This is a genomic window from Bacillus jepli, assembly GCF_047238305.1.
Classification (GTDB): Bacteria; Bacillota; Bacilli; order Bacillales; family Bacillaceae_L; genus Ferdinandcohnia.
On the sequence record NZ_JBDFMO010000001.1, the window covers coordinates 4,163,883 to 4,185,286 of the forward strand.

Genomic DNA, 21,404 nt, shown 5'->3' on the forward strand with positions numbered 1-21,404 from the left:
ATGCGCTAGGCGCTCGTGGAGCTGGACTTTAATTTTTAAAATACTGGATATTGAATAAATACCCTGTTTTCTATGATATAAAACTCGTGCCTGATTAGAAAGGATTTTTATTCATGAATAAAGAAAATACTCCTCAAAAAATTGACTATACATTGTTGTTTATTTTATTTCTCATGGCCATCGTTAGTGCCATCGCAATTCAAAGTGCACAGCCTTTTTTACCAGAAAAGCTTAAAAATATAAATTTCGCAGCCCAACAACTTCAATGGTATGTGATTGGAATTGTCGCCATCATCGGGACAATGGTTATTGATTTTGACCGTTTTAAAATGATCTCCTGGTATTTATATGGATTCGGGATGGTATTATTATTTGGTCTTTTTGTTGAAAAATATATTGTTGACATCCCCTTTGCCTCAAAAGTTAAAGGTGCAACAAGCTGGTACAACTTTGGTTTCGCAAGCTTTCAACCATCTGAACTAATGAAGATTATTATCATCATTGTATTAAGTAAGATTATTGCGGATCATCGTGAAAAATATCCGATTAATACGGTTAAGGATGATCTTCTTCTTATTGGTAAGATTTTACTAGCGTCTGCCCCACCGATTGGTTTTTTAGTGTTACAGCCGGATATGGGGATGACCATGGTCTTTATGTCAATCATTGCGACAATGATTCTTGTTGCAGGTATTAAATGGAGAATTATTTTTGCAGGCGTATTTTCAGCTGTTTTTGCAATCTCATTAGGTGTTTTCCTATACTTCAACTTTCCAGACTTTTTCTTTAAGTACATTATAGAGGACTACCAGATGAGCCGTTTTTATGGCTGGCTCTCTCCTTTTGCTACTGCCAGTAACGAGGGCCACCAATTAGTCCGTTCGTTATTGGCCATCGGGTCTGGTCAGTTACACGGCAAAGGTTATCAGGAATCAGAGGTTTCCATTCCTGAAGGACACACCGATTTTATTTTTGCCGTGGTTGCTGAGCAATTTGGATTCATTGGAACAAGTATTATTATTTCCTTATTCTTCTTATTAATCTATCGAATGATTCATATTGCACTAGAAAGTCACGATCCATATGGCAGTTACTTATGTGCTGGTGTGATTGGAATGATCACTTTCCAAGTATTCCAAAACGTTGGAATGACAGTCGGAATCCTACCAATCACTGGTCTTCCATTACCGTTTATTAGCTATGGCGGTAGTTCCCTTGCCACCTATATGATTGCTATTGGAATTGTACTAAATGTTCGTTCAAGAACGAAGAAGTTTATGTTTGACTAAAACTAGAAATAAAATCACGTTATTCTTCTTATAATAGTTGAGGAGTAACGTGATTTTTTTGTAGAGAGGTGCTATTGATGAAAATAGATGTAATCGGTGATATTCATGGTTGTTATCAGGAATTTAAAGAATTAACGACGAAACTTGATTATTCGTGGGAAACTGGGATACCAATACATAATGACCGTCTCCTAGCATTTGTAGGAGACTTAACAGATCGTGGTTCAGAATCATTAAAGGTGATTGAAACTGTGTACAAGCTCGTTGTTCAGGAGAAAAAAGCCTATTATGTACCAGGCAATCATTGTAATAAGCTATATCGATTTCTGCTCGGAAATAAAGTCCAGGCCACACATGGATTGGAAACAACCGTGGCTGAATTTGAAGCTTTAGATAAAAAGAAACAAGAATCGGTCCGAAGTCAGTTTATTGAGTTGTATGAAATGGCCCCTCTTTATGAAAGATTGGATGATGGAAAATTGGTCATTGCCCATGCAGGCATTCGTGAGGATTATATTGGGCGCAATGATAAAAAGGTAAAAACCTTTGTGTTGTATGGGGATATTACAGGCAAAAACAACCCTGATGGAACACCGGAAAGACGTGATTGGGCAAAGCTATATAAGGGCACATCATGGATTGTGTATGGTCACACGCCAGTAAAGGAACCACGATGGGTAAATCATACAGTGAATATTGATACCGGTTGCGTGTTTGGTGGAAGCTTAACAGCATTAAAGTATCCGGAGATGGAGACTGTTTCGGTGCGTTCGACTATGCCGCTCGTGTCAGAGAAGTTTCGGGAATTTGGGTGAGTGGTATGGACTCATCTGAGGGACACCAACCTCCTGATTTCTGGATTTTGGTGACACTCCAGGTCGATTCAAGTGACATCAACTTCCTAATTTCTGGATTTCAATGGCACTCCAAGTTAATTCCAGTGTCACCAACTTCCTAATTTCTGGATTTCGGCGACACTCCAATCCAATTCAAGTGACACCATCTTCCTAATTTCTGGATTCCGGCGACACTCCAATCCAATTCAAGTGACACCATCTTCCTAATTTCTGGATTCCGGCGACACTCCAAGTCAATCCAAGTGGCATCAACATCCTAATTTCTGGATTCCCATGCACCTCCAGCCCGTTTCAAGTTACTCAAACAACCTAATAGGTGAAGATAACGCAACTCCATGAATGCCACCTCAACACAAAAGCGACCTCACAAGGTCGCTTTTTCCAATAACTCTTTCATATCTTCCGGTAATTCTGCATAAAAGGCTACCTCTTTTTTATACATGGGATGCCAAAAATGAAGTTCTCGGCAATGGAGTGCTTGCCTTCCAATTTCCACAAGTAATCCCCCATACAAATCATCACCTACAATCGGATGACCAAGATGTGAAAGATGAACGCGAATCTGGTGGGTTCTCCCAGTCTCAAGCTGAAGCAGCACATGTGTGCAATTTCGAAACTTCTCAATGACCTTAAAATGAGTAACAGCCCTCTGGCCATCTTCACGCACTTGGCGTTCAATAATGCTATCATCCTTCCGTCCAATTGGGGCATCTATCGTACCAGAATCCATTTCTAATTCACCATGTACCACGGCTTCATATGTCCTCTTCAATCTTCCAGCCTTTTGTTGCTGTGATAAAAGATGGTGGATATGGCGATGCTTTGCAACGAGCAGCAACCCAGATGTGTCACGATCCAGGCGATTGACTAAATGAACCGTCACATCAAGACCTGCTGATTGGTAATAATATAAGAGCGCATTTGCTAAGCTTCGGGTCGGGCTCTCCCTGGATGGAATTGATTGCTGGTATGGTGCTTTGTTCACAACCAATACATAAGGATCCTCATACACAATCTGTAAAGGTAGATTCTCAGGCTTTAACTCTTGGGAAGGTTTTTCCGGTGGAAACACCACTTTGAGAACCTCGCCTTCGATTAAAGGATGTCGAACTGTAACAGAACGACCATTTATAAAAATCCCGCCACCTGCGAACTTGATATCAGTAAGGGCCGTTTTTGATATACTCTGTTCTTTTAAAAACTCTCTAACTAGTTTTCCAGTATCTTGTGAAGATACCGTCCATTCCAATGTAAAAGCATCCACAGTCCTATATCCCTTCCATTTGTCCAGCTATGGCTCGCAGCAATTAGCAAGACTCCGCATTTCAACTAATCCGAAATAAACGAATCACGAACCCTTTTCCAAAATGGGAAAGGGCGAAAACGAGCAAAGCGTACTTTTTCAGGAGCTACGCGGCATTGAATGGATTTAACATCTTTGTGTAAAAGCGTTAAATGGTCAATTGTAATGTGGAAATCGACATCATTCACTGGTTTCATGACAATCGTATGATGGTTCGGTAATATTAACGGTGAACCAACCGTACGAAATACACGATTATTAATTGAAGCCATTTCTGCAACCTGAATTGCCTCAATCGATGGATGTAAAATCGCGCCACCGAGCGCTTTATTATATGCAGTACTTCCTGAAGGTGTCGAAATACATAGTCCATCCCCGCGAAACGTTTCAAAAAGCTGTCCTTTAATTTCAAGGTCCATCACAAGTGAACCCTCTACACTCTTTACCGTACATTCATTTAATGCAAGATATCTCGATTCCCGTCCCCCGTTAATATAGCGAATATACACCTCAAGTAATGGATATTCGACAACCTGATAAGGTGTTTTGGCAATGGCGATGACTAGTTTCTCTATTTCTTCTGGAACCCAATCTGCATAAAACCCAAGATGGCCTGTGTGGATACCAACAAAAGCTGTTTTATCTAACCGGCTGCGGTAGCGGTGAAAGGCATATAAAAGGGTTCCATCTCCTCCGACAGTTACGACAATATCTGGTTGATCCTCGTCATATGTGAGCCCGAAGTCCATTAAATATGTTCTTATCTTTTGCATTAATGTATTCGAGTTCGAGTCACCTCTCGAAGTTACAGCAAATTTCATATTTTACACCCTATCTATTAAGATTTAGCAGAATCCTTGTTATCCGTTTTTCGAGAAAAAATAGCTTGTGCTTCTTGGATTTCGCCACGTATTATAGACATCTCTTCGTCAAGAAGAAAAGCAGCCTCGGCCGCACGCTGTAAGCGATGCTCAATTTCTTCAGGAAATCTGCCTTTATATTTGTAGTTCAAAGAATGTTCGATCGTTGCCCAAAAGTTCATTGCAAGAGTGCGAACCTGTATTTCTACTAAAATTTTCTTCTCACCATCAATGGTTTGAACAGGATACTGGATCACGAGATGGTATGAGCGGTATCCACTTTCTTTCTTTTGTGAAATATAGTCACGTTCTTCAATGATTTCTAAATCATTTCGCATCCGTAATAATTCAACAACCCACTTGATATCATCTACAAACTGACACATCATTCGCAAGCCTGCGATGTCTTGCATCTCCTCTTCGATTTTATCGAGCGGAATGTTTTTCTTCATTGCTTTATCCAAAATACTAGGGATGGGCTTTACTCTTCCTGTTACAAATTCAATTGGGGAATGGGTACCTTGCATTTCGAATTGAGTTCTCATTCCTTTAAGCTTTATTTTCAGCTCATCAACAGCTTGCTTGTAAGGAGCAAAAAAAAGATCCCAGTCTTTACTCATGATCGTCCCCCGTTTTTCTAAACTTAGGATAAAAATGTCTTCTCGACAAGTTCGACCATCTCATCTCCATAGTTGGCATTACCTTCAATGTTTTGTAAAAGGTACTCCAATTCAGGAATGATATCAATTAGTTCGAGTTCGTCGTCTTCGAGGTGTAAAATAACTTTTTGATTTTCAGAAATAACATTTTTTAATGATGGCCAGATAGCTGATGGCAAACTCACATATATAAATTCCTGCTCATTTTCAAGCTTGTAAATGAATGCTAATGAATCGGAATCAACCAGCATTTGACCGGTGGCACTTAATCCAGCCGTGTCAAAATCTGTATGCTCCGCCTTAAGAACTAACCTGCCGTTAGAATAATTAAATTGACTAATTTCGATATGCTTCTGCATCAGTAATCTCCTTTTCTCATTTCCAAATCCACACCTATTTTATCATATGTACATCAATTCGTTAAAGAAACTGCTAACCAATTCCTAAAAAAGTCACACCTCATGATATAATAAAAACAAATTGTTGAAAAGGACGATGAAGATGTCACAAGAGCTTGAAATTGAATTTAAAAATTTGCTAGAAGAAAATGAATATCATCGATTACTTTCAGCATTCTCAATTGACGATGAGAAAAAAGTAATCCAAGAAAATTTTTATTTTGATACAGCTCAGTTTTCCTTAAAAAATCAAGGAGCTGCCCTTCGTATTCGTGAAAAAAAAGGCACCTATACACTTACTCTAAAACAGCCCGTCCGTCGTGGATTACTAGAGACACATCAAGTTTTAACAGGAGATGAAGCCAAGCAAATGCTTGCTGGTGGTCCTATCATAGGCGGTGAGGTTTCTACCATTTTAAAAACACTCTCTATCAACCCCATGGATGTAACTTTCTTTGGTTCGCTTAAAACGAAACGAGCTGAAGTCGAATATAAAAATGGCTTACTCGTCTTGGATAAGAGTTACTATTTAAACAAATGCGATTTCGAGGTAGAATATGAAGTAACAGATGAAGTAATCGGAAAAGAAATTTTTGATGAACTACTCCATCAATACAACATACCCGTTCGCAAAACAGACAATAAAATTCGTAGATTTTATGATCGAAAAAAACAGCTTCTACTAGGAGAGGAACACAGTTGAAAATAGATTTTAAAGTACTAATGGAACTCCAAGCGTTACGAAATGTTTCAACAACAAATTCACCGACAACGACTAATGATGGGTCCATTTTTAAGGACATGCTGTTACAGCTGATATCCAATTCATCTAGTGCGCCAACGGAAAGTATTCGTTCGATGGTTGATCTTTCATCTTTAAATAACAACAGGCATTATATGCCATTAACGATATCGAATCTTCAATCCACGCCTGTATCCAGTAGCTATGAAGACTTGATTCAACAGGCAGCACAAAAACATAATGTGGATCCACGTTTAATTAGCTCTGTGATTAAGCACGAGTCCAATTTTAATCCAAATGCGCAAAGCCATGCCGGCGCCACTGGCCTTATGCAGTTAATGCCTGCAACTGCAATAGGATTGGGAGTCACTGATATCACAGATCCAGCCCAAAATATTGAAGCAGGTACGAAATACCTTCGAAATATGCTAGACCGCTATAACGGCAATGTATCACTTGCCTTAGCTGCATATAATGCTGGACCTGGAAATGTTGATAAGTATGGTGGAATCCCACCCTTTAAAGAAACACAAAACTATGTAAGAAAAGTAACAGAAACCTATCTCGGATAATAAAAGTTCTCCCACATCAAAGGGAGAGCTTTTTCATTTCAAGCAATATTTTATTTCGATTCCATAAATTTCATTTCCCTAAAAAGTGCGCTTTATTTGAGTTAAATCTCGTCCATTGATAAAATGTTAATACATTCAACATTTGATATACACTCCTTGAGAGTAGAAAGGGGGTAAGGTCTTGAAACAAACTGATCATATGGGATTCAAACATTCCTCTAGTAACCGACCGTTGGAAATCTATATGTTTGTTGATCCACTATGTCCTGATTGTTGGGCATTGGAACCCATTTTAAAAAAGCTATCAATTGAATATGGAAAGTATTTTACGATTCGCCATATTTTAAGTGGCCGCCTTGCTTCCTTGAATATTCAAAAGAGGAAAAAGCCTGCTGACATGGCTCAAGTGTGGGAACGCACTGCTAGTCGATCAGGAATGTCTTGTGACGGAACCCTATGGCTTGAAAATCCGATTTCTGCTCCTCATTCTGTTTCCATTGCGATTAAAGCTGCAGAACTACAAGGAAAAAAAGCAGGAATCCGTTTTTTACGAAAGCTACAGGAAAATCTTTTCCTTGAAAAACGGGATATTTCAGATGCTGATGTATTATATGCATGTGCAGATGAGGTTGGTCTGGATGTTAACGAATTTAAAAGCGATCTTCATTCATCAAGTGCTGCAAAAGCATTCCAATGCGATTTAAAAATCACATCTGAAATGGAAGTTGAGGAAATTCCGACACTTGTTTTCTTTAATGAGAACATTGAAGAGGAAGGTCTAAAAATCACCGGCTGCTATCCATATGAAATGTATGTTCATATTATTTACGATATGCTCGGTGAAAAAATAGAACCAACTCCTCCACCGCCATTGGAGGATTTCTTAAAATACTTTAAATTCGTTGCCTCAAAGGAAATTTCCGTTCTATACGATTTGCCTATACCAGAAGTCGAACGTGAAATGAAAAAGCTCATATTAAAGCAAAAAGTCGAACAAGTTCCTGTTAAATACGGAACATTCTGGAGATATATAGAATAACGAAAAAGACTTGGAATCCAATTGATCCAAGTCTTTTTACTATATATTTCAATAAAGGGGATGGGAGAAATTTCACTTCAAACAAAGGGGTGTTGTTTGTGTGATTACTTCTTGATTACATAATAGCAAGGTTGATAACCATTTTCAACTATTTGTACATTTTTTCACAAAGTTGTCAAATTCCTATTCTTAAAGTAGATGCTTGGACATAAATATAAAGTATAGAAACAATAAGGTAAAAATTCATTCATTTGTATGGAGGATGTAAGGATGAGGAGAATCGGACTGATTATTGGGACTTTCATGATCATCATCACTTTTGGACTAAATATATTGGGATTAATGAAATTAATTCCCCTTTATATCACAACCCCTCTTTTATTTCTTTCGTTACTTGTCACATTTGTTATTTATAATAACCGAAATCGTTTCAGGGGGTTTCGTTCATAGCAAAGGGCATCCAAATTGGATGCCCCCGCTTATTTTTATTACTTATTTAATAACTTTTCCATTTCAGTTAACTTTGCTTCGAATACTTTACATGCTTCTTTAATTGGATCTGCAGAAGTCATGTCCACACCTGCATTTTTCAGTACCTCAATTGGATAATTCGAGCTACCTGCTTTTAGGAAGTTATTAATATAACGGTCAACAGCAGGCTTACCCTCTTCTAAGATTTGCTTACTTAATGCTGTAGCAGCACTAAAACCTGTTGCATACTGGTACACATAATAATTGTAATAGAAATGTGGAATACGTGACCATTCTAGACCAATTTCCTCATCCACGACAATATTCGGACCAAAGTATTTTTTATTAAGATCATAATACATTTCGGTAAACAAATCAGGTGTTAACGCTACTCCCTCTTGTGCTTTCATATGAATCATATGTTCAAATTCAGCAAACATGGTCTGACGGAATACAGTTCCTCTAAAGCCCTCTAACTGGTGATTTAAAATATATAATCTCTTTTGATCATCATCAAGAGTTTTTAATAAATAGTCTCCTAAGAGTGCTTCATTACAAGTAGACGCCACTTCGGCAACAAAGATAGAATAATTTCCATACGTATATGGCTGATTATTTCTTGTATAGTAGCTATGAACGGAGTGTCCAAATTCATGTGCTAATGTAAATAGATTGTTGACATTGTCCTGCCAGTTCATAAGAATATAAGGATTTGTACCATATGTTCCGGAAGAATATGCACCACTTCGTTTTCCTTTGTTCTCGTGAACATCCACCCAACGATTTTCAAAGCCTTCTCTTAAGACATTTAAATAATCCTCACCTAATGGCGCAAGTCCTTTTAGGATATAATCCTTTGCTTCCTCATAGGAAACCTCCATTTTTACATCTTTTACAAGTGGTGTATAGAGGTCATACATATGAAGCTCATCCACTCCAAGTTCCTTTTTGCGAAGATCGACATAGCGATGTAACAATGGCAAATGTTCATTAATGGTATTCACAAGATTATCATAAACGGACTCAGGAATATTATTGCTGCTCAAGGCTGCTTCGCGAGCAGACTTATAATTGCGAACACGCGCATTAAAGTTATCCTTTTTTACAGTTCCACTTAACGTGCTGCCGAACGTATTTTTAAAATTGCCATATGTGTCATAGACAGATTTAAATGATTCTTCTCTAACGCGTCGGTCTGAACTTTCAAGGAAGTTAATATAACGACCATGTGTAATTTCAACCTCTTCTCCGTTCTCATCTTTGATGGTTGGGAAAGTTAAATCAGCGTTGTTCAGCATTCCAAATGTATTGCTTGAAGAATCCATTACCTCATAGGCTTGTACAAGTAATGCTTCTTCTTTTGCAGATAAAACATGTGGGCGTTCACGGTTGATATCGTTTAAAGCATGCTCGTAAACCTTCAATTCTTCCTTTTCGGACAGGAAAGATTTAATTGTTTCCTCATCGATTGTTAGGATTTCAGGTACGATAAAAGAAAGTGCACTTCCTACTTGTGTATATAAATTTGTTGCACGATCATATAAACCTTGATATAACGAATTTGAAGTATCTTGGTCATTACGCATATGTGCATATGTATATAGTTTTCCCATTCGTAAAGAAATGGCATCCTGATACGCTAAAGCCTCATGAAGCTTATCCGCAGATTCACCAAGCTTTCCCTGGAATTCTTCAATTCCAGAAATCATTTCTTTCACTTCAGTAAATTCCTTTTCCCATTCAGCATCTGAAGCAAAAATATCTTCTAATCTCCATGTATCCTGCTCGGCAATTTCATTCCGATTTGGGAGTTTCTTTACAGTTGATTGTTCCGCCATTTAATAAAACCTCCTATTTCCTATTACACTAAAAGGTATTCGATACCTTATTGATTATCTCCTTTTTTATTCAAAAAGTTCAAGTTTTTTGAATTCAACCTCGACTTAGATCTCTACCAATATTAGATTGTGCCAATCCGATTTCTTCATGCTTTCCAACACTTGCCAGCAATTTTTCGTCCGTAGTACTCGCTTCATCTAAACTTGTTGGAATAGTAAAATCCTTTATTTTTTCATATTTGGTTTTAGACATTTTTTTTAGATTGCCTGCTTTCACCAATACATGTAAGTACTCCTCAACCGCTAGTGAATATTGTGTATGAAACACCAGCGGCAGCTGTCTAATCACAATATCTTTTGATGCAATTCGCTTTGAAATGACCTCCATTACTTTAGAAAAAAAGAAAGTATCCCCACTCCGAAGGTGAAGCAACAGATCTAGCAATATCCACATTTGCCAGATCATTGGGGGTGTGTGAAACCAATAACCTGATGGTACAGGTAATCCCACTTCACACGGTAAATGGGCGGGCGGAATTCGTTTTTGATAAAGCGTGGTCAAAAATGAGGACAAATGGGTAGAGGTATAAACGAAATAGCTTGCTCTCCACTTTTGTTTTTTTCTACCCCAAATAGGTTGCAAAGTAAATATACGATTGCCCGGATTCAATAGTTCTGAAAATGATATTTCTTTTTCTTTATAAAAATACATCGAGCAAAAAGCTTCAGTTGTTGTAAATGGTTGAAGATAAAAGAGTTTAACAAATGTAGAAGTATCTGGACAGTAATAAAGGATGCTAGGGTGGATAGGTTGGTTGAAGGAGGTGGCAAACAGCCATTGAAACGGTGAAAGTTTTACAGAATGGGTAGATATCCGCTTAAACCATTTAGCACCCAAAATCCAAATAGGTACAATTCCTTCCTTCTTATAGGAATCGGATCTCTTTTTAAATAAGGGATAATCAAGTTGGGAGCATTGGTACTCAATTGCGAAGCGTTTGTTAGGTGTGGTGACCAAGAGGTCTGGACGTTGTGAGATTTCTGGTAAAAACGGCTCAAGCTTGACATCATACCCTTGGGCTTTGAACCATTGGAAGAGCTGTCGTTTTCCCTCAAGGTGATACTCAGACTCTGGTTCGGTTTTAACCGTACACTCTACTCCTTTTAGATGTGCAAAATGATGGGTCTTTTTCAAACCTGCCTTCAATTGGACTTTGCTTTGGCATGCCGGACAATTAAATGTCTCATGGCTGCGGAGCTCAAGTAAATCGGAACGCTTCCATGTCTCCACGAGTGATATGTACTGACCGTTTTCACGTAATGCAACAAACACGGCATCATCTCCTTTTTCCTATTAGGTTGCTCCTTTAAAATAGCATAGAAAATATGTTTGTACAATTTAAAAATTATGAACATTTCTCCATAAAAAAAGCCGATTCCAAAAATGGAATTCGACTTAGGTTATAGCGAGAAATATTTAACCAATTCATTTAATGCATTCTCATCGATAATCTTTTTACCATACTCTTCAATTCTATGAATCGACATTGCTGACTCTTGCCCATACTCCAACACAATGCTAAGCATATCTTCAAGTTCATCTTCAGTGTAGAGTTCTTCGTTGAAATCGATAAATAAGTAGTACTTATTTTCGAAGGAGTACAATGAATTACTTAATCCTTCAAGTTGGATACGATGTGCTAGCGAAATGACATCCTCAAAATCTTGGAACCGAATTAAAAATTGGAAGGTTTCTTCCTCAAATTCTTCAATAAAATCTTTGTCCTCATATTTTGAATGAAATTGTTGATCAAGTAAAGATTCAATCTTTTCATCAACTGGAAGTTTATCGTCACCAACAGGAAGTTCATATTTATTCCCATCTTTTGAAAGCTGTGCTCGTGTCACAAGAACTTCTAGCCCTTTTTCTAACGCCTGGACTTGGATCCATAGTGGACCATCAATCGTGAATTCTTCTTCTTGATGAATTTCATCCATCATTTCCCAAAAGAGCTCTTCACTTCGCTCACGGTTATACCAAATTTCTTCACGTTCAAACCCGCGCTGTTCTATGTCATTATATGAAATATAGAATTTCACTGTATATTCGTTGATTCGTTCGATTTCCATTACAGAACCTCTCCCTTCTTGCTCAGATTTTGAAGGGACGTTATACCCCCGAGCCAGATGCTCTTTTATTCACTTTTCCCATAAATGTTGTAGAATAACCTACAGATAAGAAAAAAGTCTATATCTTGTACTTTTATTTTATGTTAAAAGATATGAGAATGGAAATAAAAAAGGTTAATTTTTAAAAAACAGTTGTTTTGCCCGGTTTTTCATGCAAAAGAGCATGAATTTTGATGAAATCATTTCAGGTAGCTTCTGTTTTATGTACCATTATAATATGAAACGCATCAGAAAACGAGTAAAATGTCCTAATAAACAAAAAAACTTCTACGTTTTGACAGTAGAAGTTTCTTGATGTTAGTTTACTAAGCGTTGTGCTTCCTTTAGTTGGAAGGTACGAACTTTCCTTGGTAAAAACCTACGGATTTCGTCCTCATTATATCCTACCTGAAGTCTCTTCTCATCAATAATAATTGGTCGACGAAGAAGGCCAGGATTTTCTTGTATTAATTTGTATAAATCCTGAAGAGGCATTGTCTCCAGATTTACATTCAATTTTTGGAAAACTTTAGAACGAGTTGAAATAATCTCGTCTGTTCCATCTTCCGTCATACGTAAAATTTCTTTGATCTCCTCGATTGAAAGAGAATCAGAAATAATATTTCTTTCTTGATATGGAATTTGATTTTCCTCTAACCATGACTTCGCTTTACGGCAAGAAGTACAGCTTGGAGAAGTATAAAGAGTAACCATTAACCTTATCACTCCCTTAAAAAGTAGATTATTACTTAACAATCAGCATGATTGGTCATGGATGTATATACTAAATTAAAATTAGTTTAATTAAGTAATTTCTTTAATTATTATACCTCAAATTTTCTGAGAAAGATAGACAATTTTGAAGAAAACTTTTAAATCATTAAGACCTTGATACATCTAGAGTTCTAAATAGAAAAGCAATAGGAATGATCTGTTCCTATTGCTTCAATAATCACACATTTTTTAAGATGTCCCGATTATCATTATTGTCGTTAAATGATAATACTTGACTAACATCTTGGTAAGATTCGCCATAAAATTCTTTATCTTTATATTTGTGGATTTCTTCATATGTTTTTTTCATGGCTTCATAAATAAGTTCTTCAGATTGATTTGTTGGGGACCAATATAAAATTTCCATCTGGTTACGTTCATTTGTTGCCAATGATTTGCGTTCGTAACCAATTGAGGTGGCATGTTCAAAACCTTCCCGTTTATAGAACTTAAGTCTTTTCTCAGTATCTGAGTCTTCGTAATTCACGGGTTCGACCTCAAGGATTATTGGTTTACCCTTTTTCTTTAATTTTTCGATGAGTTTATGACCTAAACCTTGTCCTCGGGATTCTTTTGAAACAAAAAGGTAATCGATAAAAATAAAGCTGTCTAACTCAGCAAACATCAGAACATGATAAGTACCCTCATCTTTGTAATAAATATCTCCTTTTTCCTTCAATAGAGTTTCCATATGTTCTTTTGATTTCATTTCTTCAATTGGAAAATACTGATTTAATTTCTCGTACCAGTTCATACATCTACTCCTTGTATTTTTAAATTGGACATCCTTAGTGTATGCAATATAAAAGAGATTGTTCTCATTTTTCATTATTCCCTCTTTTAATAATACTTCACTTGGAATAGAATAGAAGTAGGAATGCGTTTTCATTGAGGGGGATATTCATGGCAAGCTACATAATGGATTTAGGTCTAATTGCTGTTTTAGTCATTGGAATTACTGCTTTAATGGGTGTTATGGCAAATGGTGTTGGAGAACGAGTTTTTGGCGGTAAGTCTGGATCAGATATCGTTAATCGTGATTCCCATGTGAAAACTGGTTGGAAAAACGTAGGTGGACGAAAAAAATAACAAACTAAAGGCTGGTCCCAAAGGAAATGGGACCAGCCAGTTTTTTTCTATGGTGTGTAATCCACACCTTTTGTATAGGTGTTTGCAGCGTTCCAAATTAAGAACTCTTGAATACCTTGGTCTTGCAATCCTTTTATTTGCGCCTCTATTTCATCCTTGCCGTAAACCGTATAATTTCCTTTTCCAAGCCAGCTTGCTGTAAAATCCTGTAGCCACGGTCTTGAAATAGGTCTATTTTCGATTTGATCAAGCTTATGGTTTTCAACCTTTGCATATTCTGAAACTAAACGATATGGTTCTAAGTCAGGTCGTGCAATTCCAAAATAGGATGTCCAGTGACTTGGATAAATCATGGAAGAAATGACATCGACATTCTCAGATATCTTAGAGAAATTTTGACCAATTCCTGGTGCCTCAGGCAATGTTGCTGTATATCCAAAAATATCAACTGAAACCTTAATGTGATATGGCTCTAATTTTTCCTTGGCATATGCTACAAAATCCGTGACAGCAGCAACACGTTTTTGCACATTATCTGTATTTGCCTTCTCATATTCCCCAAAGCCATAGGTTAAGGATCCATCACGTTTCTCAAATCCTTCTGGAAAACGAACATAGTCAAATTGTATCTCTTGGAATCCAAGCTTCGCCGCTTCAATTGCAATCCCAACATTGTGATCCCAAACTTCTTTTAAAAATGGATTCACAAATGCTTCCCCTCGTCCATTCGTCCAAACCTTATCGCCTTCTTTAAAAGATAAATCCGGCCTTTGCTTTGCTAATACAGAGTCTTTAAATACGACAACCCTTGCGATTGGATAGATTTGCTTCTCCTCGAGTTTTTTTAGCAGAGCTGATGGATCTTTAATATAGTCTTTGCTTATCCCTTGATATTTTGAGCCCTGTGGTGGTACGTAAGTCAAATATCCGAAATCGTCCTTAACATCAATGACCATCGCATTTAGATCCGTCTCTTCAATAAACTGGACAAGTCGTGGAAAACGGTCTCCCCCCGCTGAATGTGCTGATACATAAATTCCCCTAATAGCATCAGGATATTCGAATTGATAGCCTGAATCAAATTCAAACCGGGTCACCATTTCTGGGATTTCTTTTTTAGTTATGACCGATTTACTTATAGAATGAGATTCCATTGTAAATATTTTATTTTCTGCAAATCCTGTATCATTTACATAAAACACGCCGAATCCAATTAAAGCGATAACCAATAGAAAAGAGATAAATTTTTTCATACTTTCCTCCTTCCTTCCCACTCTTTACTTACAGTTTATATGAATTTTTCAGGAAATAATACAAATTTAGACAAACTTTTCATAATTTTAATATTTATTCAATTGTATGAGCTCGTTTGTCTTTATATTATATTCTTCTAATAAACCCTTCTGTTATTAATGGTAAATGTATTCAAAATAAAAAATGGCCCGTTAGGCCATTTAGCTGTATTTTGCTTTATATTCTTTGTATTCTTTTTCCGAGCAGGCGACTAGATGTCCTGGTCTAATTTCACGGAGTTTTACCTCTTCATTTTCTGAATATCCATGTTCTTTTGGATCGTAAATCAGTCTTTTACGATTTCGTTCATAATCTGGATCAGGCAGCGGAATCGCTGATAACAATGATTTTGTATATGGATGTATCGGGTTTGAATATAAATCGTTCGCATCTGCAAGCTCAACGATTTTCCCGAAATACATAACTCCAATTCGGTCACTTATATATTTAACCATTGACAAATCATGTGCAATAAACAAGTACGTCAATCCTTTTTCTTTTTGGAGCCTTTTCATTAGATTTACAACCTGTGCTTGAATAGAAACGTCTAAGGCCGAGATGGGCTCATCTGCAATAATAAAGTCTGGTTTAACTGCAAGTGCACGTGCAATTCCAATCCGCTGCCGCTGCCCTCCTGAGAATTCATGTGGATACCGATTGGCATGCTCACGGTTTAGCCCAACAGTCTCCAATAGTGCATAAACCTGTTCTATTCGTTCATTATTATTTTTAGCAAGCCCATGAATATCAATACCTTCAGCCACAATATCCGCTACTGTCATTCTCGGATTTAAGGAAGCATATGGATCTTGAAAAATCATTTGCATTTTCCGGTTAAACTTTTTTAACTCTTTCTTAGATTTTTTCCCATGAACATTTTCTCCGTTAAAAATAACCTCCCCACCGGTAGCGTTATATAAGCGGATAATGGTCCTACCAGTGGTTGATTTTCCACAACCTGACTCTCCTACAAGACCTAGTGTTTCTCCTTTGTAAATATCAAAGGTAATCCCATCCACCGCTTTGACCATATTTGGTTTTCCAACATTAAAATATTGCTTTAAATTTTTTATCTCAAGTAGTTTTTGTTTTTCAGCCATTTCATTCATCATCCTTTCTGTGTTGCTTTTCGGATGAGAAGTTTTTCATTCGACGTTGTACAGCTTCAGGTGGCTCTACTTTAGGTGCATCAGGGTGAAGGAGCCATGTAGCTGCATAATGTGTATCCGTAACCTTAAACATGGGGGGTTCCATTTCATAATCAATTTTCATCGCGAAACGATTTCTTGGTGCAAACGCATCCCCTTTTGGAGGATTTGTAAGGTCAGGCGGTGACCCCGGTATGGCCATAAGCTCGGTTTGATTATCATTATCTAGACTTGGCATTGACGACAATAATCCCCATGTATAGGGATGCTTTGGGTTATAAAATATTTCATCAACCGTTCCATATTCAACAATTTTTCCAGCATACATAACCGCAACTCGATCAGCGACATTGGCAACGACACCTAAATCATGAGTGATAAAAATAATGGATGTTTCCAATTTCTTTTGGAGGTCCTTCATTAATTCTAATATTTGTGCTTGGATCGTTACGTCTAAGGCCGTGGTTGGTTCGTCAGCAATCAATAATTTAGGGCTTGAGGCCAATGCAATGGCAATCATTGCACGCTGTCTCATTCCCCCACTAAATTCATGTGGATATTGATTCACTCGCTTCTCTGGACTAGGGATTCCAACTAGCCTTAGAAGTTCAATTGCACGATCCTTTGCGTTTCCCTTGGACATATTTTGATGTTTAATTAAAACCTCCATAATCTGCATGCCAACCTTCATCGTTGGGTTAAGAGAGGTCATTGGGTCCTGAAAGATCATTCCAATATCCTTTCCGCGAATCTTCTCCATTTCCTTATTGGTTTTCGGAACAAGATCTTCACCATCAAAAAGGATTTGACCTTTTGTAATTTTTCCAGGTGGCATCGGAATAAGCTTCATAATTGTTTGAGAGGTTACACTTTTACCTGACCCTGATTCCCCAACTATGGCAAGTGTTTCACCCTTATATAAATCAAAATTCACACCGCGGACTGCTTTCACTTCACCCGCATAGGTCTGAAAAGAGACTTCAAGGTCTTTAACTTCTAATAACTTTTCCATATACTCACTCCCTTACTTGCGCAGCCTTGGGTCTAATGCATCTCGCATTCCATCGCCTATTACGTTGAAAGCAAAAATCGTGATACAGATTAACATTGCCGGGAAAAACAAACGCCATGGATAATATTCAAATGCCGGCAAGCCTTCTGAGGCCATTGTTCCCCAACTGGCAAGTGGAACTTGTACTCCCAATCCAAGATAACTTAGAAAGGATTCAGTAAAAATTGCATTTGGAATCGTCAACGTCATCGTAACTAGAATGGGCCCCATGGAATTCGGAATCAGGTGCTTAAACATAATTCTCTTAACGTCAGCACCTAATGTTTGAGCCGCAAGAACATATTCCTGGTACTTTAACTGCAAGACTTGTCCTCTCACAATCCGCGCCATATTGATCCAACCGGTTATGGTCATTGCAAGAATCATAGTTCCGAGCCCTTGTTCAAGAATAACCATGAGTAGAATAACTAATAACAAATAAGGTACCCCATATAAAATATCTGCTAATCTCATCATAAATTCATCGACTTTTCCACCCATATAGCCGGATATACCGCCCCATAAAACCCCGATAACCAGGTCAATAACAGCAGCTGCAAGTCCAATAAATAAAGAGATTCTCGCTCCTTGCCATGTTCTTGTAAAGACATCTCTTCCAAGTTCATCTGTTCCAAACCAATGAACGTTAGATGGTGCTTCATTGGCATGGGCAAGATCTGTTGTTCGAAAATCAAATTCATTCATCATTGGCCCAAAAATCGCCATAATGAGCAGAAGGATTAATAATACGACTCCTGCTAATGAGAGTTTATTTTTCTTAAATCTTGAAGTGACATCCTTCCAAAAGGATAAACTTGGTTTCGATATTTTTTCGGCTTCATTCTCATTTATGGTTGCGGGCGTAAACATTTCCTTAGGAATATTCTGCATATGTTACTCCCCTTTCTTTGCTCCAGATAACTTGATACGAGGATCAATAAATCCGTACAAAATATCGACAAGGAGAACAGAAATCAAGAGTAAGATACTATAAAAAACTGTGACTCCCATTATTACGGTATAATCACGGTTTGTGATACTCGTTACAAATTCGTCCCCTAATCCAGGTATTCCAAAGATTTTTTCAATCACAAAGCTTCCTGTTAAGATTCCTGCTGTTAATGGTCCCATATAGGAGACTACAGGTAGCATTGCATTACGTATCGTATGCTTAATCGTAATTGTCCATTGAGCCAATCCTTTAGCACGAGCTGTTTTTATGTAATCATTGGCCAGTACCTCGAGCATACTTGAACGAGTTAATCGTGCGATAAATGCCATTGGTGAAGAAGCTAGAGCAATTGCAGGTAAAATCGTATGCATAAACGACTCCCATCTCGCAACTGGAAAAAGGTCTAGCTTAATGGCAAATACATACTGGAGAACCGTTGCTAAAATAAAACTTGGAACAGATATTCCCAAAACTGCAATAATCATCGCTGAATAATCCTGCCATTTATTGTGATAAAGGGCTGCAATTACACCTAATACAACACCAAACGCAATTGCAATCAGAATGGACTCGATCCCTAAAAAAAGGGAAATAGGAAAGCCGTTATTGATAATTTCATTCACGGTCATTGCTTTATATTTAAAGGATGGACCAAAATCCCATCTAGCCACATCATACAAATAGTCAAAATACTGTTTATATAATGGTTGATCCAAACCATAATGGGCATTTAAAGCTGCTTCAATTTCTGGAGGGACATCCTTCTCTTTCGTAAATGGACCACCTGGAGCCGCCTGCATTAAGAAAAATGTAGCGGTCACAATCAAGATGAGAGAAACGATCATGTAGATTAATCTCTTAATGATATATTTTGCCACTTGGTACACCTCCCATTGCAATCATTTTTCCCTTTTCAAAAAGTAAGGTATATAGGCAAACTATATACCTTACTTTTATGTTTTTATTTAAGATGACCTATTTTGAGTTATTCAAAATAAGCCCACTTATACTGAACATCTCCTAATGGGGAAATAACAACACCTTTTAAATTTTCATTTTGAACCCAGTTATTTGTATAGAAATAGATAGGTGCGATTGGCATTTCACCGATTACCACTTGCTCAGCTTCTTTTAGTAAACCTAGTCGCTTATCTTTATCTGTTTCTTTAGCTGCTTGTGCAAGCAGGTTATTAAACTTCTCGCTTGTCCAACCTGTATCATTATTTCCTTGTGGGACTGTAAAAATTTCAAGGAAGTTTACAGGATCATTAAAATCTGCCAACCAGCCCGCACGACCAATTTGGAAATTACCTTGGTCAATATTATCAAGATACACGTTCCACTCAGCGTTATTAAGGGTTACGTTTACCCCTAAATTCTTTCTCCACATATCTTGAACGGCTTGTGCAACCTTTTGGTGTCCTTCTGAGGTATTATAGGAAAGGGCAATCTCAGGAAGCTCAGATACATCTTTTAATCCAAGTTCATCTAATGCTTTCTGTAAATGCTCCTTTGCAGCATCTACGTCGTTGTCCTTGAAATATCCCTTCTCATTTTCCTTAAGTATTGCCGATGGAACTAAAGCCATTGCCGGAATTTGTCCACCTTGAGTAATATTATCAACAATCGCTTTTCGATCGATTGCGTAAGATAAAGCTTTTCGAAGATTTTCATTCTGAAACGGTTCCTTATTAATATTAAACTTGTACCAATAGGTGCCCGCAATGGCGCTCTTTTGTAACGTACCTTCTTTGTCTAATGTAGGAATAACATCTGTCGGCAATGCAGATGTTGGAGCACCAGCCCAGTCCAACTCTCCTTTTTTGAAGCTTTGATATTCAGTATTCGGATCATTTATCATATCCATTGTTATTTTCTCGAGCTTGACTGAATCAGCATCCCAATAGTCCTTATTCTTATTAAGCGTAATACTCGCTGATTTATCTGCGATTACAAACGGACCATTTGAAACATATGATTCATCAACGCGATTAGCCCAATCCGGATTATCCTTTGCAAACTTACTATTGACGGGAAAATACGTATAAAAGGCCGTTAATTCTAAGAAATAAGCAGTTGGATTGACCAATTTAACCTCAAGTGTTTTATCATCAATCGCTTTAATTCCAACACTGTCCATTTTTTCAATAGAAATATCTGGCGTGTTATAAGCGTCTTTTGCTCCCTCAACATAATTATATATTTGTGATGCATAATCAGATTGGTTTCCAGGCACCAATACCCATTTCCATGCATATTCAAAATCATGGGCAGTAACAGGATCACCATTGGACCACTTGGCATCTCGAATTGTGAAAGTATACGTTTTGCCATCCTCTGAAACATCAATTTTTTCCGCCATCGCTTCTTCTGGTTCTCCATTTTTATTAATACGAGTTAAACCTTCAAAAGCATGGTTCAATACTACCCCAGATGTTGAATCCGTCGCTAAGCCCGGATGTAATGTCGGCGGCTCTGAACTAATATTGATTCTTAGTTCTTGCTTTGCACCTTCGCCCTTGGCTCCTCCACCTTCTTTGTTCCCATTATTAAATGTGCCACAGGCTGAAAGTACAATCGTACTTGCAAAAAGTATACTTAATATCAATAACATTTTTTTCAAATGGATGTCCTCCTCAATATGTAGTTTCCTTTTTTTGTTACCAAAGATATACGCTACTTATGTTGTTTCAAAATGGTTTAACTTATGCGTATGGGGCTTATATGTTTTCCATCGATTTTTTGCTTTACTACTTGCAATTCGAAATGAAAAGATTATAATAAAAATAATATGAATAACGGGCTATGAAGAAGAGTAGTACATATGATAACCATTGGGAGGACATTTCCTCCTACAGAGAGTCTGTGGTTGGTGTGAACAGGTAATGGAGCATATGGAA

At 37.5% G+C, this 21,404-nt stretch carries 22 protein-coding genes and 1 other annotated feature (1 of these 23 only partly in view); of the genes, 7 read left to right on the top strand and 15 right to left on the bottom strand.

Annotation, left to right across the window (positions count from 1 at the left end; translation table 11 throughout):
* The first annotated feature begins 113 nt into the window (after positions 1–113).
* Together ABC371_RS21225 and prpE are read left to right on the top strand one after the other, a co-directional pair.
* Positions 114–1,289, top strand: coding sequence for an FtsW/RodA/SpoVE family cell cycle protein (locus ABC371_RS21225; RefSeq protein WP_412898615.1), 1,176 nt, complete (start codon positions 114–116; stop codon positions 1,287–1,289).
* Between the two features lie 77 nt (positions 1,290–1,366).
* Complete coding sequence (prpE, locus tag ABC371_RS21230; protein ID WP_412898616.1) at positions 1,367–2,104, top strand: bis(5'-nucleosyl)-tetraphosphatase PrpE; 738 nt, start codon at positions 1,367–1,369, stop codon at positions 2,102–2,104.
* Positions 2,105–2,510: 406 nt separating this feature from the next.
* On the opposite strand, the gene ABC371_RS21235 is transcribed toward prpE, so the two are convergent.
* From ABC371_RS21235 to ABC371_RS21250, 4 genes are all read right to left on the bottom strand, one after another.
* The gene (locus tag ABC371_RS21235; protein WP_412898617.1) at positions 2,511–3,410 is read right to left on the bottom strand and encodes an RluA family pseudouridine synthase; all 900 of its coding nucleotides are present in this window, start codon (positions 3,408–3,410) and stop codon (positions 2,511–2,513) included.
* Between the two features lie 65 nt (positions 3,411–3,475).
* Positions 3,476–4,270: an NAD kinase gene (locus ABC371_RS21240; RefSeq protein WP_136379968.1), complete on the bottom strand. Its 795-nt coding sequence runs from the start codon at positions 4,268–4,270 to the stop codon at positions 3,476–3,478.
* A gap of 17 nt (positions 4,271–4,287) precedes the next feature.
* Positions 4,288–4,929 carry a GTP diphosphokinase gene (gene yjbM, locus ABC371_RS21245; protein WP_412898618.1) on the bottom strand — a complete coding sequence of 214 codons (642 nt, stop codon included), beginning with the start codon at positions 4,927–4,929 and terminating at the stop codon, positions 4,288–4,290.
* Positions 4,930–4,952: 23 nt separating this feature from the next.
* Complete coding sequence (locus ABC371_RS21250; protein ID WP_412898619.1) at positions 4,953–5,327, bottom strand: UPF0738 family protein; 375 nt, start codon at positions 5,325–5,327, stop codon at positions 4,953–4,955.
* A 142-nt stretch (positions 5,328–5,469) separates the two neighbouring features.
* Between ABC371_RS21250 and ABC371_RS21255 the strand changes: the two genes are divergently transcribed.
* The 4 genes from ABC371_RS21255 to ABC371_RS21270 all read left to right on the top strand — a co-directional run bounded on the left by ABC371_RS21255 (position 5,470) and on the right by ABC371_RS21270 (position 8,169).
* The gene (locus ABC371_RS21255; RefSeq protein WP_412898620.1) at positions 5,470–6,069 is read left to right on the top strand and encodes a CYTH domain-containing protein; all 600 of its coding nucleotides are present in this window, start codon (positions 5,470–5,472) and stop codon (positions 6,067–6,069) included.
* Positions 6,066–6,680, top strand: coding sequence for a lytic transglycosylase domain-containing protein (locus tag ABC371_RS21260; protein ID WP_412898621.1), 615 nt, complete (start codon positions 6,066–6,068; stop codon positions 6,678–6,680). Before ABC371_RS21255 ends, ABC371_RS21260 begins: the two co-directional genes overlap by 4 nt.
* 199 nt (positions 6,681–6,879) lie before the next feature.
* Positions 6,880–7,719, top strand: coding sequence for a ClpXP adapter SpxH family protein (locus tag ABC371_RS21265; RefSeq protein WP_412899415.1), 840 nt, complete (start codon positions 6,880–6,882; stop codon positions 7,717–7,719).
* A 270-nt stretch (positions 7,720–7,989) separates the two neighbouring features.
* Positions 7,990–8,169 (top strand): hypothetical protein, encoded by a 180-nt coding sequence (locus ABC371_RS21270; protein WP_412898622.1) that lies wholly within the window; start codon positions 7,990–7,992, stop codon positions 8,167–8,169.
* Between the two features lie 38 nt (positions 8,170–8,207).
* Here ABC371_RS21270 and pepF read toward each other — a convergent pair whose 3' ends face one another.
* The 5 genes from pepF to ABC371_RS21295 form a co-directional block, all read right to left on the bottom strand.
* Positions 8,208–10,028 (bottom strand): oligoendopeptidase F, encoded by a 1,821-nt coding sequence (gene pepF, locus ABC371_RS21275; protein ID WP_412898623.1) that lies wholly within the window; start codon positions 10,026–10,028, stop codon positions 8,208–8,210.
* 94 nt (positions 10,029–10,122) lie between these two features.
* Positions 10,123–11,361 (bottom strand): competence protein CoiA, encoded by a 1,239-nt coding sequence (locus ABC371_RS21280; protein ID WP_412898624.1) that lies wholly within the window; start codon positions 11,359–11,361, stop codon positions 10,123–10,125.
* 128 nt (positions 11,362–11,489) lie between these two features.
* The gene (mecA, locus tag ABC371_RS21285; RefSeq protein ID WP_412898625.1) at positions 11,490–12,158 is read right to left on the bottom strand and encodes an adaptor protein MecA; all 669 of its coding nucleotides are present in this window, start codon (positions 12,156–12,158) and stop codon (positions 11,490–11,492) included.
* 357 nt (positions 12,159–12,515) lie between these two features.
* Positions 12,516–12,911: a transcriptional regulator SpxA gene (gene spxA / locus ABC371_RS21290; protein WP_099354197.1), complete on the bottom strand. Its 396-nt coding sequence runs from the start codon at positions 12,909–12,911 to the stop codon at positions 12,516–12,518.
* A 238-nt stretch (positions 12,912–13,149) separates the two neighbouring features.
* The gene (locus tag ABC371_RS21295; protein ID WP_412898626.1) at positions 13,150–13,725 is read right to left on the bottom strand and encodes a GNAT family N-acetyltransferase; all 576 of its coding nucleotides are present in this window, start codon (positions 13,723–13,725) and stop codon (positions 13,150–13,152) included.
* A 149-nt stretch (positions 13,726–13,874) separates the two neighbouring features.
* Between ABC371_RS21295 and ABC371_RS21300 the strand changes: the two genes are divergently transcribed.
* On the top strand, positions 13,875–14,060 hold the full coding sequence (locus ABC371_RS21300) for a hypothetical protein (RefSeq protein ID WP_412898627.1): 186 nt from the start codon (positions 13,875–13,877) through the stop codon (positions 14,058–14,060).
* A 47-nt stretch (positions 14,061–14,107) separates the two neighbouring features.
* Here ABC371_RS21300 and ABC371_RS21305 read toward each other — a convergent pair whose 3' ends face one another.
* The 6 genes from ABC371_RS21305 to ABC371_RS21330 all read right to left on the bottom strand — a co-directional run bounded on the left by ABC371_RS21305 (position 14,108) and on the right by ABC371_RS21330 (position 21,118).
* Entirely contained in the window at positions 14,108–15,313 is a 1,206-nt protein-coding gene (locus ABC371_RS21305) for a putative glycoside hydrolase (protein WP_412898628.1), read from the bottom strand.
* Between the two features lie 201 nt (positions 15,314–15,514).
* On the bottom strand, positions 15,515–16,453 hold the full coding sequence (locus tag ABC371_RS21310) for an ABC transporter ATP-binding protein (protein ID WP_412898629.1): 939 nt from the start codon (positions 16,451–16,453) through the stop codon (positions 15,515–15,517).
* A 1-nt stretch (position 16,454) separates the two neighbouring features.
* Positions 16,455–17,513 (bottom strand): ABC transporter ATP-binding protein, encoded by a 1,059-nt coding sequence (locus ABC371_RS21315; RefSeq protein ID WP_412898630.1) that lies wholly within the window; start codon positions 17,511–17,513, stop codon positions 16,455–16,457.
* 12 nt (positions 17,514–17,525) lie between these two features.
* Positions 17,526–18,443, bottom strand: coding sequence for an ABC transporter permease (locus tag ABC371_RS21320; protein WP_412898631.1), 918 nt, complete (start codon positions 18,441–18,443; stop codon positions 17,526–17,528).
* 3 nt (positions 18,444–18,446) lie between these two features.
* On the bottom strand, positions 18,447–19,382 hold the full coding sequence (locus ABC371_RS21325) for an ABC transporter permease (protein ID WP_412898632.1): 936 nt from the start codon (positions 19,380–19,382) through the stop codon (positions 18,447–18,449).
* A 107-nt stretch (positions 19,383–19,489) separates the two neighbouring features.
* Positions 19,490–21,118 carry a peptide ABC transporter substrate-binding protein gene (locus ABC371_RS21330; protein WP_412899416.1) on the bottom strand — a complete coding sequence of 543 codons (1,629 nt, stop codon included), beginning with the start codon at positions 21,116–21,118 and terminating at the stop codon, positions 19,490–19,492.
* 182 nt (positions 21,119–21,300) lie between these two features.
* Positions 21,301–21,404, top strand: a binding site (T-box leader) (it continues 139 nt past the right edge of the window).